Annotated in this window: 15 protein-coding genes and 1 tRNA gene; 8 read left to right on the forward strand and 8 right to left on the reverse strand. The window is 40.1% G+C overall.

Annotated elements, in window-relative coordinates:
* Window positions 1-2: 2 nt before the first annotated feature.
* A tRNA-Lys gene (locus AC4IF5_RS00005) sits at window positions 3-75 on the reverse strand.
* A gap of 469 nt (window positions 76-544) precedes the next feature.
* Between AC4IF5_RS00005 and AC4IF5_RS00010 the strand changes: the two genes are divergently transcribed.
* The 7 genes from AC4IF5_RS00010 to AC4IF5_RS00040 all read left to right on the forward strand — a co-directional run bounded on the left by AC4IF5_RS00010 (window position 545) and on the right by AC4IF5_RS00040 (window position 6,184).
* Window positions 545-889: a helix-turn-helix domain-containing protein gene (locus tag AC4IF5_RS00010; RefSeq protein WP_490730592.1), complete on the forward strand. Its 345-nt coding sequence runs from the start codon at window positions 545-547 to the stop codon at window positions 887-889.
* A gap of 140 nt (window positions 890-1,029) precedes the next feature.
* Entirely contained in the window at window positions 1,030-1,461 is a 432-nt protein-coding gene (locus AC4IF5_RS00015) for an RrF2 family transcriptional regulator (protein ID WP_490730593.1), read from the forward strand.
* Between the two features lie 57 nt (window positions 1,462-1,518).
* On the forward strand, window positions 1,519-1,980 hold the full coding sequence (locus AC4IF5_RS00020) for a hypothetical protein (RefSeq protein ID WP_490730594.1): 462 nt from the start codon (window positions 1,519-1,521) through the stop codon (window positions 1,978-1,980).
* Window positions 1,961-2,737: a class I SAM-dependent methyltransferase gene (locus tag AC4IF5_RS00025; RefSeq protein WP_490730595.1), complete on the forward strand. Its 777-nt coding sequence runs from the start codon at window positions 1,961-1,963 to the stop codon at window positions 2,735-2,737. The genes AC4IF5_RS00020 and AC4IF5_RS00025 overlap by 20 nt, the downstream gene beginning before the upstream one ends.
* Window positions 2,738-2,754: 17 nt before the next feature.
* Window positions 2,755-3,159 carry a c-type cytochrome gene (locus tag AC4IF5_RS00030; RefSeq protein WP_490730596.1) on the forward strand — a complete coding sequence of 135 codons (405 nt, stop codon included), beginning with the start codon at window positions 2,755-2,757 and terminating at the stop codon, window positions 3,157-3,159.
* 43 nt (window positions 3,160-3,202) lie between these two features.
* Complete coding sequence (ric, locus tag AC4IF5_RS00035; protein ID WP_490730597.1) at window positions 3,203-3,928, forward strand: iron-sulfur cluster repair di-iron protein; 726 nt, start codon at window positions 3,203-3,205, stop codon at window positions 3,926-3,928.
* 12 nt (window positions 3,929-3,940) lie between these two features.
* Window positions 3,941-6,184, forward strand: a complete 2,244-nt coding sequence (locus AC4IF5_RS00040; RefSeq protein WP_490730598.1) for a nitric-oxide reductase large subunit — start codon at window positions 3,941-3,943, stop codon at window positions 6,182-6,184.
* Window positions 6,185-6,486: 302 nt separating this feature from the next.
* Here AC4IF5_RS00040 and AC4IF5_RS00045 read toward each other — a convergent pair whose 3' ends face one another.
* The 7 genes from AC4IF5_RS00045 to AC4IF5_RS00075 all read right to left on the reverse strand — a co-directional run bounded on the left by AC4IF5_RS00045 (window position 6,487) and on the right by AC4IF5_RS00075 (window position 14,036).
* Window positions 6,487-7,017 (reverse strand): hypothetical protein, encoded by a 531-nt coding sequence (locus tag AC4IF5_RS00045; protein WP_490730599.1) that lies wholly within the window; start codon window positions 7,015-7,017, stop codon window positions 6,487-6,489.
* 97 nt (window positions 7,018-7,114) lie between these two features.
* Window positions 7,115-7,903 carry an SDR family oxidoreductase gene (locus tag AC4IF5_RS00050; protein ID WP_490730600.1) on the reverse strand — a complete coding sequence of 263 codons (789 nt, stop codon included), beginning with the start codon at window positions 7,901-7,903 and terminating at the stop codon, window positions 7,115-7,117.
* Between the two features lie 128 nt (window positions 7,904-8,031).
* A complete protein-coding gene (locus AC4IF5_RS00055) occupies window positions 8,032-8,628 on the reverse strand; it encodes a TlpA family protein disulfide reductase (RefSeq protein ID WP_490730601.1) in 597 nt (198 codons plus the stop codon).
* A gap of 161 nt (window positions 8,629-8,789) precedes the next feature.
* Entirely contained in the window at window positions 8,790-10,538 is a 1,749-nt protein-coding gene (locus AC4IF5_RS00060; RefSeq protein ID WP_490730602.1) for an ABC transporter ATP-binding protein, read from the reverse strand.
* Window positions 10,535-11,278: a DUF6796 family protein gene (locus AC4IF5_RS00065; protein WP_490730603.1), complete on the reverse strand. Its 744-nt coding sequence runs from the start codon at window positions 11,276-11,278 to the stop codon at window positions 10,535-10,537. The genes AC4IF5_RS00060 and AC4IF5_RS00065 overlap by 4 nt, the downstream gene beginning before the upstream one ends.
* 155 nt (window positions 11,279-11,433) lie before the next feature.
* Window positions 11,434-12,246, reverse strand: coding sequence for a siderophore-interacting protein (locus tag AC4IF5_RS00070; RefSeq protein WP_490730604.1), 813 nt, complete (start codon window positions 12,244-12,246; stop codon window positions 11,434-11,436).
* Window positions 12,247-12,281: 35 nt separating this feature from the next.
* Entirely contained in the window at window positions 12,282-14,036 is a 1,755-nt protein-coding gene (locus tag AC4IF5_RS00075) for an ABC transporter ATP-binding protein (RefSeq protein WP_490730605.1), read from the reverse strand.
* Window positions 14,037-14,175: 139 nt separating this feature from the next.
* Between AC4IF5_RS00075 and AC4IF5_RS00080 the strand changes: the two genes are divergently transcribed.
* Window positions 14,176-15,162, forward strand: a complete 987-nt coding sequence (locus AC4IF5_RS00080) for a helix-turn-helix transcriptional regulator (RefSeq protein ID WP_490730606.1) — start codon at window positions 14,176-14,178, stop codon at window positions 15,160-15,162.
* Window positions 15,163-15,371: the final 209 nt, after the last annotated feature.

Here is a 15,371-nt window from a genome sequence, read left to right on the forward strand (position 1 = left end):
TGTGACCCGGCTGGGATTCGAACCCAGGACCCATACATTAAAAGTGTATTGCTCTACCAGCTGAGCTACCGAGTCGGTCACTTATTTTTTTAAGTAAATCCCTTTGTTTAAGGGACTGCAAAGATAGGAAAACCCTCTTTAATTCCAAATTTTCTTATGCTTTTTTCTCGTAAAATTTCTACCAAAACAATTAAACAATTGTTTATAAATTAATTACGAAAATTATTTTTTCAGCAAAAAGTTATCTTAAAATAACCGGGGTCACATCCTCGTATAGTTTTAGTACTAAAAATTATCACAGTTTTCAGTTTGTTAGCTGTCCGATATGTATCAAAAAGACTGCCTTCTCAAAGACAGTCTCACCACTCTACTATAAAATTAGCTAAACCAGCTATACTTTTTGATTTTGATATAGATTAAAAGAGTCTTCTGTAAATAGATATCAGAGAAGCTGATTCCTTTTCACAAGCATACAAAAGAAATCCTTCCTAAAACCCATAAACAGCCTCTCCCAATCATTCTTCCCGCCACTCACAGCAAGCAGATGATGAAAATAGTTTCCTATCTTGAATGGAATATCGGGGAAACGCTTACTTTAAGTAATGTAAGTGCCGGATTCGGATTGAGTGAGCGTTCCATGTCCCGTTTGTTTAAAGCAGATATGGATATTTCCTGCCTCCAGTACCTAAAATCCTTCAGGATCATCAAAGCTATTGAACTGCTGTTAAATACTGATAAACCCATTAACGAAATTGCTGATGATGTTGGCTATAGTTCGATTAGCGCCTTCAGTGATACCTTTACCTTTCGGAAATTTACCCAATCAAGACCGTCTGATCTAAGGAAAAGAAGTAAAGCATTCCATAATCCTCCGGTAACCATTCCGTAAAACTTTTATAATATACTCAACCTCTGCTTTTTTGTCACTTCAACTTTTTATGAAATTTATCAACCTTCAAGTAAAATAAAAGAGTTTTTTATCTTTTATTAAAAATAAGTTTATATATTTGTCCTATAAAATCAGATACAATGTTTTCCAAAACCTGCGAATATGCTTTAAGAGCTTTAATTTATATTGCCCAGCAATCTAAAAATGACAGCAGAGTCGGAATCAAGGATATCTCAAAAAACATTAATTCTCCTGAACATTTTATCGCTAAAATCCTTCAGGATTTGAGCAGAAAAGGATTTGTACAATCTGTAAAAGGGCCGAATGGAGGTTTCTATATGGATCAGAAAAACCTGGACACCAGTATTGCTGATATTGTAAGGGAAGTTGACGGTGATAAATTGTTTTCCGGTTGTGGACTTGGACTTGACCAGTGTTCTGAACTTCATCCTTGCCCCCTTCATGATCAATTTAAAAGTATCAGGCAGGAACTTCGTATTATGCTTGAAACGTCTAAAATACAAATGTTCGTTGATAACCTGGATTTAAAATTGACTCATCTTAAAGCATGAAAAAAATTTGAATAAATAAAAGATAAAAAGATCTTAATATATTGAATAATAAAAAAAATGAAACTCTATCTTAAAAATCCTGTTGTCCTCATGTTATTCTGTCTGATGACAGGAATGTTTATAACAGTAAGCTTTATAGAAACTCCCCTTAAGTTTCAGGTTCATGGAATCACCCTTTCAACCGCTTTGGGGCTGGGAAAAATAATGTTTGAAATCTCAACAAAAATACAGGCTATCTTTCTGATCCTGATTCTGATATTCATGACAATCAGTCATAGCAACTATAAAAAATTGGATTTTATACTACTCTTTATTTTATTCTTCATCCTGGCCTTAGAACAGTTTTGGATGCTTCCGGTTTTAGATGCACGGGCAGATCTTCTTTCATCCAGTAAACCATTACCTTCTACTCCGCTGCATGATTATTTTATCTATGCTGAAACAGTAAAGGCCATCACTCTGATTTTGACTGTCATATTCCAATTCAAAACCCCACCTAATGAAAACAGACCCTATTGAAAAAATGTCCGCACACTGGCTGTTAGCTAAGATCGGTAAAAAAGTTCTGCGTCCAGGAGGCGTAGCGCTTACCCGAGAGATGCTGGCTATACTGAATATTACCCCTGATGACCGTGTAGTCGAATTTGCTCCGGGTCTTGGTTTTACCGCAAAACTCACCTTGGAGAAAAATCCGGCATCCTATATAGGAATTGATGCTGAACAGGAGGCTGTAAACCTGTTGAAAAAAAAATTTAATTATACTTCTGCACAATTTCAACTGGGAAATGCAGCACACAGTCCATTACCTGAGCAATCTGCCGATAAAGTGTACGGTGAAGCTATGCTGAGTATGCATGCCGATCACAGAAAATCTGAGATTATTCAGGAAGCTTCGAGAATTTTGAGATCTCAGGGATTTTATGCCATTCATGAGCTGGCACTTACCCCTGATAGTCTGGATGAAAATGTAAAACTACAGATTCAGAAGGAGCTCGCTTTAACCCTGAAGGTAAATACCCGCCCACTCACCATTCCGGAATGGACTCATTTACTGGAAAAAGAGGGATTTAAGGTCTTAAAAACAGAAACAGCACCGATGCACCTTTTGGAGATTAAAAGACTAATCAGCGATGAAGGTTTTTCCGGATTCCTGAAAATTGCAGCAAATATAGTAACACAACCTAAAATCCGTTGCAGGGTAATACAAATGAGAAAAACATTTAAAAAGTTTGAAAACAACCTTTGTGCAGTATCCATTCTTGCACAAAAAATATAAATCAAACGACAATTATTATGAAAACACAACTTATAGGTACAGCAATGATATTGAGTTTATTAATGATAAACGTATCATGCTCCGAGAAAAGCGGAACGACTCCTATACCAATACCTGAGCCTTCTACAGAGCAACCGGTACCACAACCCGCTGTTTCATCAGATACCTCCAGTGATCCTGGCTTTACATTGATAGAAGGAGCTGACTGCCTTGCATGTCATAAAATAGATGCGAAATTAATTGGCCCTTCTTACCAGGAAGTAGCTGAAAAATATACCGAAAAAGATATTGATCAGCTGGCTCAGAAAATCATTGACGGAGGAAAAGGCAACTGGGGTGATATCCCGATGACCCCTCATGAAGGATTAAGCAAAGACGACGCTAAACAGATGGTAAAGTACATTCTTTCGCTCAAAAAGTAATCAAAAAAATTTAAAATAATAAAAGATAAAAAAGTATTATATTATGGATACAAGAACAGATTTAATAGGAAATATGGTAGCAGAAGACTTCAGAACCGCAGCCATTTTTAAAAGACACGGAATCGATTTCTGTTGCAAAGGCGGAAGAACTATAGAAGAAGCGTGCAGCAGCAAGAAGCTCGATCCTGAAAAAATTTACACAGAACTGGAAGCGCTCCCAAAAAATGAAGGTTCTTCTATTGATTTCAACAGCTGGCCACTGGACCTTCTGGCAGATTATATCGAGAAAACACACCACCGTTACGTAGAAGAAAAAACTCCTGTTTTGCAGGCTTTCCTGGATAAACTCTGTAAAGTTCACGGGGACAGACATCCTGAATTATTCGAGATCAATACTTTATTTAATGAATCAGCCCATGACCTGGCAGCTCATATGAAAAAAGAAGAGCTTATTCTGTTTCCTTTTGTAAGAAATATAGTCAAAGCTAAAATATCCGGTGGCAGTCTTCCACAACCAGCGTTCGGCACAGTGGAAAACCCGGTGAATATGATGCAACATGAACATACTGTGGAAGGAGAACGCTTCAGAAAAATAGCGGAGATCACAGATGAATATCTTCCGCCTGCCGATGCCTGTAACACATACAAAGTAGCCTTTGCCATGCTCCAGGATTTTGAAAATGATCTGCACAAGCATATTCATCTGGAAAACAATATTCTTTTCCCAAAGGCTATTCAGCTTGAAAAAGAATTTGCTGTTGAATCTTAAAAACCGATCTGAATGACACCTAAAAAACTTTGGATAGGACTTTCTATTGTAATGATTACCTCATTTGCAGTGCTTATATTTTACGGAACCGAAATCTATAGAAAAGTCCCTCCGATTCCGGAGCAAATAGTAAGTGCGGACGGGACAGTGATTGCCACAGGGCAGGATATTAAAGATGGTCAGAATGTATGGCAGTCTATTGGAGGACAAACCGTGGGAAGTATCTGGGGACATGGCGCTTATATTGCTCCTGACTGGACTGCTGATTATCTTCACCAGGAAGCGGATCTTCTGCTTAACGAACTGGCCAAAAAAGAGGGTAAAATATACAAAGAACTTCCTGATGATGAGCAGGCAAAATACCAGGTACTGCTGAAAAAAGAACTCCGTACCAACACTTTCAATGAAAAGAAAAATGAGATCGTTTTCTCTCCTGAAAGAGCAAAAGTACAAAAGCAACTTTCTCAATACTACTCCGGATTATTCATGAATGATCCTTCCATGTCGGAACTGCGTGGACAGTACGCCATTCCCAAAAATACCATCAAAGACAGCGTAAGAATGGCCAGGATGAATGCCTTTTTTGCATGGAGCACCTGGGTTTGTATCACAGAAAGACCTGGAGATGATGTTACCTATACTAACAACTGGCCGCATGATGAGGCAGTAGGGAATGTTCCGCCTCCATCACTCCACCTGTGGTCAGGATTCAGTGTATTATTACTGCTGGCTTGTGTCGGGCTTCTGGTATTCTATCACGCAAGGAATAAAGAGGAAGAAATCAACGAAGCGCTTCCTCTTGAAGATCCTCTACGGAATATAAAGCCTACTCCATCCATGAAAGCTACTTTGAAATATATCTGGGTGGTTGCGTTACTGATCCTGGTTCAGATGCTTGCCGGAGTCATTACAGCCCATTACGGAGTCGAAGGAAGCGGATTTTACGGAATTCCTTTGGATCAGTTTCTTCCGCAGTCAGTATCCAGAAGCTGGCATGTACAGCTGGCTATATTCTGGATTGCCACTTCATGGCTGGCTACAGGGTTGTATATAGCCCCGGCGGTTTCAGGATATGAGCCCAAATATCAAAAATTGGGTGTCAATGTATTGTTCGGAGCTTTATTGGTCGTCGTTTTGGGATCTCTGACCGGGCAATGGCTCGGTGTAATGCAAAAGCTGGGACTGGTAGATAATTTTCTTTGGGGGCACCAGGGGTACGAATATGTAGAGCTCGGAAGGATATGGCAGATTTTATTGCTGATCGGGCTGATTCTCTGGCTGATTTTAATGGTAAGAGCATTACTTCCTGCTTTAAGACGTAAAGACGGAGACCGTCACTTACTTCTTTTATTTACCCTTTCTTCTGTAGCAATTGCCATGTTCTATGGTGCCGGTCTGATGTATGGAAGACAAACTCATATGGCTATTGCCGAATATTGGAGATGGTGGGTTGTACACCTTTGGGTGGAGGGCTTCTTTGAGGTTTTTGCAACCGTAGTAGCCGCCTTCCTGTTTACAAGATTAGGACTATTAAGACTAAAATCAGCAACCCACGCAGTCTTATTTTCTACCATCATCTTCCTTGCAGGAGGTATTTTAGGAACATTCCATCATTTGTATTTCAGTGCCACCCCCACTGCTGTACTTGCTTTGGGAGCTACTTTCAGTGCATTGGAAATTGTACCTCTTGTCCTGATTGGTTATGAAGCATATCAAAACTATCAGCTCAGCAAATCGGCAAAGTGGATCAAGGCATATAAATGGCCAATATACTGTTTTATCGCCATGTGTTTCTGGAATTTCCTCGGAGCAGGAATCTTCGGATTTGCCATCAATCCCCCTATTGCATTGTACTATATCCAGGGACTGAACACAACGGCCGTTCATGGCCATGCCGCTCTGTTTGGGGTGTATGGAATTTTAGGAATCGGATTGATGATGTTTGTCCTCAGAGGTCTGTACCCGGACCGTCAATGGAATGATAAATTAATTGGCTGGGCTTTCTGGTTAACCAATATCGGATTACTGGTTATGGTGACGATAAGCCTTCTTCCTATAGGAATTATGCAATCGGTAGCCTCTATCAAAGAAGGATACTGGTATGCCCGTTCCGCAGAATTTATGCAGACTGATATCATGCATTTCTTAAGATGGATGCGGGTTCCCGGAGATATTTTACTTGCTGCCGGAGAACTGTTACTGGTTATTTTTATCATCGGATTAAAATTCGGCTGGTCATTGAAAGAAAAGCGTTAGCATATTTTTCATTACATCTTACAGGTTTTTAAAAACCTGTAAGATGTAATATTTTTCTTTTTAAAATTCAAGCCCATATATTATGTAACGTAATGAAAATATAATTCTTCTTTCCCGGGATCATCACTACGGGCTGCTTTGCAACCGGAAGATAAGATAAGGACCCCAGAAAAGGCGTTGAAACAGCCAGAATTAAAAGATATATTCTTTATTTTTGGATAAACCACCTGGAAAACCGTCAGGTAAAAAGGAACAGGAAGAAAGGAGCCAATCATTCTTAAAAGTTGATCTGCTGATATCTCTTATTGTGTCACTTTAATGATTGCTGTAGTGATCTGCTCTTCCTTCTTTTTTGAATAAGCAGAATCAAAAGGTTCCATTACTTCGAACAGATATTGATAAAAAGGTGTGATCTGCTGAACATTTTCAGCCTCAGTCATCGCTTTCTCTTTACCCATCTGCTGAAAACCCTTTACAAAAACATTGAATTTCTCATCAATCGGCTCTACTGGCTTCAAAAGATAAGCATGAGCCTTTTCATTCTGTCCCAATGTACGGTAAGCTTCTATAACAGCAGAAATTACAAGTGCATATTCCATCGGTTTCGATCTTATTTGCCTCCGGGCAACTGCCTGGAATTTTGGTGAAAGGCTCATATAATACCCATATTCATCAAATATTCCTTTTTTAAGGCTTTCTTGCCAGCTGAAGTCCATTCCTCCTGATGAGAAATTGACCGGACGCTTCCAGTCAAAGTTGGCCAGCATATCCAGCATCGTGAGATTACTTTTGTAAAGGACATTGGCTTTGTAGCTGATCATGATCTGATCCACAACATCCGGAAGTGGAGAATTGTGTTTTTCATTAAAAATAAAACCTTCAGATTATCAGCCTGAAGGTTTACATTTTCATAAAGAGTATTTTTCCCGCTTAATACGTATTATTCAACCCTCCATCCAAAGGAATATTTGCTCCGGTAAGGTATGATGCATATTCTGAAGCCAGGAAAGCAACCAGGTGTCCATATTCTTCAGGCTTACCCAGCCGTTTCATTGGAATTTTCTGTTCTCTGGCTTTTTTTATTTCTTCTGTAGAGGCTCCTGTTTGCTTTGCTTCATGCTGAATGAGATTTTGGATTCTTTCCGTATCGAAATATCCGGTAAGAATATTGTTGACCGTAATATTATGTTGTGCAATCTCATTGGATAATGTCTTTGCCCAGGCCATTACCGCTGAACGGATAGAATTGGAAAGCGCCAGATTACCGATCGGTTCTTTTACTGACAGTGAAGAAACATTAATGATCCGGCCGTTTTTCTGTGCAATCATATAGGGTAAAGCCAGCAATGTGGTTTCGCAAACGGTTTTAAAAAGAAGATCGAACGCTTTTTGATAATCCGCAACACTTTTATCAAGGGCTAAACCCGGCTCCGGTCCATTCGTATTATTGACCAGAATATCTATGGAATGGGTGCGGAAGTATTCTGAAATCACTTTTTTATAATTTTCAAAATCAGAAAAGTCAGCAACCAGATACCCGTGTTTCTGATCAGGGTTTACAACAGGCAGTGAAGACACAAAATCTTTAAGTTTAGTTTCATTGCGTGACATTATCGTGACATTGGCTCCGCATTTTGCCAGTTCTGTAGCAATTCCTGCTCCTATTCCCTGAGTAGCGGCTCCCACTAATGCATTTTTTGAGAAAAGTTGAATGTTCATAAAATCTTATGATAATTGATGATTGATAAATGTAAGAAAAAAACCTCCAAAAGTATATTGCAGAGGCTCTTTTTTTAATCGGATTCAACATGTCACTTCACGACTGTAGCTTTCTGTCGATTACGGTTTTATTTCAGTAGGGTATCTATCCCGGCATAAAAAGAATTTTTACTGTAGTCTGCAATACCTGTATGCCTAAGCCGGATCTCTCCCTGCTTATCCAGAACCACAGTAGTAGGCAATGATCCGTCATAAATTTCCTTCGGAATAGTACCAATAGTAATCAGGAATGGAACTGTAAATCCTTTTTCTTCCAGGTATGCTTTCCCCAAGGCTGGGTCATCATCTATATTTATCGTAAGAAACACCATATCCGGATGGGAACGGTATTTTTCATAAAACTTCTGAACGGATGGAAACTCAGCACGGCATGGCGGGCACCATGAGGCCCAAAAGTTGATAAATACAACTTTCCCTTTCAAATCTGAGACACTAATCAGTCCTCCCTTTTCATCTTTCAGGGTGAAATCAGCATAAGAAACCGGTGATACAGCTTCAGCATCTTGAGCTTTCGGCTTTGATATGCTGGAATTTAATAATCCGGTAGCTGCAACCTGTCTCATCAGCCATGCTTTGGCATCCGGGTTCACAAGTAATATAATGAACAGAAGGGCTAAGATCACTGTAGACCAGTTGCTTTGAAACCATTTTTTCAGTTGCTCCATATTCTCTTTCTGATAATTCTTTACAGCAATATAAGATTAATATTTGAACCGGTAGTTCGCAGGAAATGTTTCTGCACAAAAAAGCCTTTAAATCCGAAGATTTAAAGGCCACCTCCACATTGGATTTCTCTTCCTGAGAAGAAAAAACATCTGCTCCATCTTTAGCATACATCAAGAATTTCATTTGTGTTGTTTACCTTCCAGCCGTTAGATTTTTTTTGTATATCCCACATTTTACGATATATCCCATTTTTCTCCAAAAGCTCTTCATGGTTTCCTTTTTCTGCAATTTTCCCTTCATTCAGAACGATTATCTGCCGGGCATTTTGTATGGTAGACAGTTTATGAGCGATAACAACAACGGTTTTTGATCTCACCAGTTCCTGGATCGCCCTCTGAATGTAAATCTCATTTTCAGGATCAAGACTGGCGGTAGCTTCGTCCAGTAATACAATAGGCGCATCTTTCAGTAAAGCTCTTGCTATACTGATTCTCTGCTTTTGCCCTCCTGATAGCTTACATCCTCCCTCACCCACTTTGGTGTGAATACCTTCCGGAAATTCTTTGATAAATTCGAGACATTGAGCCTGCTCCATGGCATGATAGACTTCCTGCTCCGTAGCATCCGGTTTTCCGATCTTAATGTTATTATAAATAGTATCATCAAAAAGATAAACCTCCTGGAACACTTCACTGATCAGTTTATAAAAGGTATCCTGTTTTATATTTCTGATGTCCGTATCTCCTATCGTTATACCGCCCTGATTTACATCCCAGAATCTGGCGATCAGGGAAGCAATGGTCGTCTTACCTGATCCGGAATGTCCCACTAAAGCGAGCATTGATTTTTCAGGAACAGTAAAGCTGAGATTCTGCAGGGTCATTTTTTCCTGATAGCCAAAACTTACATTTTTAAAACTGATCTCATAGTGCTGAGGAAGCTCATTCTTTTCGGTTTCCATTGTAGGCTCTTCCAATACTCCGATGATGCGGTTCAGACTTTCATTCATATATCGAAGGACAAGATAATCTACCATCACTACCTTTAAAGGACCGTAGAGATTATATCCCATGATCAGAAAAGTAATCAGCACCGGAACCGTGATAGACTGATGAAACAAAAAATACAGTCCAAGCACTACCATTCCTATAAAACCGATCTCAAAAACGATAGCTGCCGTCACGATAAACGGTCCGGGAACCGCTTCCAGGCGGATACACTTGCGGCGAAGATCGTCAAAAGAGTCTTCCAGCCCTTTATGTTTCTTTCCTGTTAATCCATAGGATTTCAAATGACGGATTCCCTGTACATATTCCAGGAATTTAGCTCCTACGGTATTCCTGGCCTCAATCTGCTTTTTTCCTAAACGGCTGACCAGATAATTCGCAATCCTTAAAAAAGGATAGATCAGGGGTAAAGCCAGCAACAGGCAAAGGGCCAGCCTCCAGTCGTATATCAATAAAATTATCGACAGTAAAACTGTACCAAATGCCGCGGAAGCCAGATTACCGATGCTATGTCCGAATATTCCTTCAAAATTGGCAACATCCTGCAAAACAATAGAAGCAATCTCCCCGGGATCTTTTTGTTTAAAAAAGCCTAAAGAGAACTTCTGAATATGGTTTCCCAGCTTAATGCGCAGCTTTGTAGAAAGGTCATATACCAGGATGTTGGATCTCACCATCGAACGGGACGCTACAAAAAACTGGACCAGAAGCATCACTGCCATCAAAGCAACTACGGACCATATTCTCGTCATATCCGGATTTTCTGAAAACAGTTCCCAAATGATTACCAGTAAAATTCCTGAAGGAGCAGCAATAAAAAGGCTGTGCAGGATCTCTGTAAAAGCAACCTTCCGGGTATCTTTCGGATTGAAGGAAGTAACGTATTGTAAGTTTTTTATCATTGTAAGGCGCTTTTAAGAGTTTCACCCTGTTGTACCAGTTTTTTTCTGAACAGGAATAGCAATGAGCTGAAAAATATCAGATAGGCAATATTGAATATCGCTCCACCCACCCATCCTGAATAAGGAAGCGGCAGAAGATTTTTCACAGGAATGATAAGTAAAGTCAGCACAACCGGCGTCAACAGAGCCATCCATCCCGGAAGTAAGGTTTTGTTTAAAAGGATGCATACCGCAAATGAAATCCAGCCGATAGCCAGAACACCAATAGCTGCTCCCCAGGCGATATTCAGCATTTTCATAAAACCTCTTCCTGTATCTAAAAGGTAAGGATGAGCAACAGGATCTGTATGATAGACCGCTTTATAAATCTCTCCTACATAAAAGAACCCGGCATGACCCAAAGGAGACAAAACCGCTCCTGCTAATAATACCCAATAGACAAAAATGGCATACCATTTTTTGGTGTCCTTAAAAAACTGATGGACCAGCCAGGTTGCAGGCAGCAGCAGCGGACCTGTAAGAGCACCAATCAAAGCTCCGAACATCAGTCTGGAGGTCGATCCTTCCAGCATCAAAGTGGCCATTACAACATCCATCTGATCTGCGTACATTTTTGAAAACAAAGGATAATTCGCCGGATCCGGATCAAATCCGGCAACAAAAATATCACCGATCAGCCAACAAACAGACACCATGATTGCCGCTGCAAAAGACCAGTTTATTTTATTTGAATATTTCATGTATTTTTCTGTAAATAATTATTTTTAATAAGTTTTATCGTTCTAAAGATCAGACCTGAGCGCTTCGGTAGAAACTTTTACTACTCTATCATGAAACCCGCATTCTGAAATTTTTCAGGACAAGATGCGAATCAATTCCTGATACAGCATATGTTTTACTCTGCTGCATTTTCTTTATGTCTTTCTACGGCAGATTTATCTTCTGCAACTCCTGATTTCCAGTAAGAGTAGGCATACAGCTCTTCCTGCTTCCATTGTTTTTCTTTCCTGAGATAGCTGCGGATCTCTTTTACTGAAGAAAATTCTGCCGCTACATAGCCGGAACGTGAATCCTCAGGCAGCACCTGTTGTTTTACTACTTCTGCCAGCCTGCTGCCCTGTTGAGGATGCTCATTGTAGAGCCATATAAAATCAATATCCGCGAGAGTTTGCAAGTCCTGCTCATCTTCCTTACCATGAACTTCAATGATGCAGGTTCCTCTGGCAGTTGCCGGAAGGTCTTCCAGAATGGCTGCCAATACGGGAATTCCTGTGGCATCCGCTACCAGAAAGTAATTTTCAGCTTTACCATAGAGCTCTGTTTTGCCGTCTTTCATCAGGACTCCCAACACATCTCCTTTCTTAGCCTCCAGTGCCCATGCAGAAGCCGGGCCTTCGTCTCCGTGGGCCACAAAATCAATCCAGATCTCATTCTTTTCAAGATCAATCCCCCGATGGGTGTATGTTCTTATAGTCGGGCGGATCTCTTCAGGCTGAGGCTTCCAAAGCATCTTATCATAATCGAATTCCGGAAAATGGATCTGATCCGCTCTTTTGGGTGGAATAAGGATCTTGTTGTTTACTCCCACCGTAGTATTGGCTATTAAAGGAACCTGCTCTCCTGTCAGAAAGATCCTGATATAGTGCGGCGTGATATATTCTTTTCTGCTTACTCTAAATTCTGCCTCTATTGCTTTAAAATTTCTCATAATACTGTTTTATTGGGATATTCTCCTTTTATCATTTACATTACAAATTCTTTGGCTCTGATGTGAGCATTCCACATTCTCTGATAGATTTCACTTTCTTCCAGAAGATTTTCATGTTTTCCCTCTGAAACGAGTCTTCCTTTATCAAAGATCAGGATCTTGTCCGCATCGGTAATTGTGCTTAGTCTATGGGCAATAATCAATACGGTCTTAGCCCTGATCAGCCGGCTGAATGCCTGCTGGATCTTATATTCATTTTCAGGATCGGCAAATGCTGTCGCTTCATCCAGGATCAGGATCGGGGCATCTTTAAGGATCGCTCTCGCCAGCTGAAACCGCTGCTGCTCACCTCCACTCAGGTGTACTCCCGATTGTCCGAACAGTGTATCATAGCCGTTTGGAAGTCCCATGATCAGGTCGTGAATCTGAGCTGCTTTTGCAGCCTCTTCTACCTGTTCCTGAGTTTTATCCATTCCCATTCTTATATTTTCAAATAGAGTCTGCTGAAACATAAAGCTATCCTGGAATACGAAAGAAACCATCTGCATCAGCTTTTCCTGCGGGTAATCCTTAATATTGACACCGCCAATTTTAATATCTCCTTTACTGGTATCCCAGAAGCGGGCTAAAAGCTGTCCTACCGTACTTTTGCCTGCTCCTGAAGGACCTACCAGCGCTGTAATGGACCTCTCCCTGATTACAAAGTCAACATTTTCCAATACAAAATTATTCTCATCATACGCAAAGCTCACATTCTCAAATACAATGCTCAAATCTTCCGGCTGATGATTTTCATGGTTTTCTTTTAAATTATCGTGATACAGAAGGGCATCGATCTGCTCCACTCCACGGTTGATCACTGAGATCTGTATTCCCATATTGCTGAGCACAAAAAGGGGCTTGATATAGCCTGTACCCAATATCAGAAACAATAATAAAGTGGACAGCGTAACGCCATTCTTAAAATATAAATACAGTCCCAATGCCAATACCGGAAGCATCGCATTGCTGATAAAGCTCATGAATACGGCAAAAGCCGGTGTGCTGGATTTCACCCAATCATTCACAAAGCCATTGAACCGTTTCACTGTATTACCGTATTTATCAAAGGTTTCTGCCGACTGTCCGAATATTTTCATCACCGGCATAGCCCTCACATATTCTACAATTCCCGCATTCATATCTTCTAATGACTGATGATAGTTTTTCATCAGCACTTTTGACTTTTTACCTCCAAACATGACAGGGATCCAGATTCCCAGAATAATCAAGGGAACAAAGCTGATCGCCGCCAGCCGCCAGTCTTGTGAAAAAAGGAAAATAATCGTTACTACAGGCAATGCCACTCCTTTCACAAAATCCGGGATCTGATGGGCGATAAAATTTTCAATTCTCTCCACATCATCAGACAGAATCTTTTTCAGAGCTCCGGAGTTCCTGTTATTCAGATAGCCCATAGGAAGCTTACCGACTTTATCTACTATAAATCTTCTTAATTCAAACAGAATATTATATGCCGCGATATGTGACAAAATTCCTGAGATAAAGAACACAAACATGCTCACTACTGCTGCAATGACAGCATAGATTATATACTGGCGGGCCAGACTGAAGTCTACAGTCTCTCTCGTCAGCTCACGGATAATATAAAATACAAGCACATAAGGAACCAGACTCAAAAAAGCATGAATGACGGACAAGAATCCGGACAGAAACAGCATCATCTTTCTCCTTCCCGCTATTTCCAGCAACCTTGCAATTCCGTTTTTTCTTTTCTTAGATTCTTTCATGAAAAATAGACTTAGTTATTAAGAATGATTCTAAATAATCATTACCTTTGTGCAAAAGTAGATCGTACAGCCAACAGTTTGGGTATGCAGGACGGAATAAAAAGTCCGCAAAAAGGAAATTCTAACTAAAAGAAAGAAAATGACACTACGCCTATACGATGAAAATATCGGGGAAATCCTCATGGAGAGAAATTATCCTGATACTTATTACGACAATGACGGGGATATACAGGAGTGTATCACCCGATTGGTTCCTCCTTATGGTGACGGTTTTTATCATGAAATCTGTTTTGAGAACGTCCATATCAGTTTTGGAAATATTTCATTAGCCAACAAACTTCAGCTGTATTTCGAAAGTGATTTTGATACGGTGGAAATGCATTTTGCCCTGAAAGGTAAAAGTGTGGCCACTTCAGGAAACTTCCAGGATATTGTACAGTTTGACAGTTACCAGCACAATATCATTTATGCTCATCACATGCAGGGTAAAATGGAGTTTTTCGGTCCTGATCTTCATATACTGGAAATCAACCTGGCTCCTGCTTTTTTTAAAAAGTTTCTGCCTGAGCATTCCGGATTGTTTGAGGCTTTTAGAAATGCAATAGAAAAGCAGCGTTCAACCCTGATCAATCCTGACCACAACCTGATCAGTCTGGAAATGTATCAGATCATGAATGACCTTATGCACTGTGACAGAAAAGGGATCTTCAAACGGATCTATCTTGAAGCCAAAGTAAGTGAACTGCTGCTGCTTCAGCTGGAACAGCTTTTCCATAACAGCCCTTCTTCATCTTCCCTCCCTAAAAAAGATGAAGAAAAGATCTATGCCGTAAGGGATTATATCGTCAACAACCTGAATGCCACCTGTTCCCTGAACGAGCTTGCCCACCAGGTAGGAACCAATGAGTTTACTTTAAAGAAAGGATTTAAAGAGCTCTTCGGAACTACGGTTTTCGGGTTTTGGAATGACACTAAAATGGAGCTGGCCAAAAAAATGCTTCTCGACAGCGATATGAATATCAGCGAAATTTCGGATATGATCGGTTATAAAAATCCAAGGCATTTTTCAGCAGCTTTCAAAAGAAAGTATCATATTTTACCCAGTAAAGTGGGAAACAGATCATAGAATGATTATCTGAAATGGAATGAAGAATATTAAGTATTTGATTTAAGAGGCTCGAGGCTGGAAGAGGGAAGCTGGAAGTTGATATGACACAAATAGTTTCTGGTAGTTATCATAAAACCTGCTTAAATACGCCTTAAATATTTCAGATTTGATCTGCGAAGAAACGGAATTCACTATTATTCCGAGAACAAACACTATATAAAAGGAAG

Source organism: Chryseobacterium sp. UF-290 (assembly GCF_058245615.1).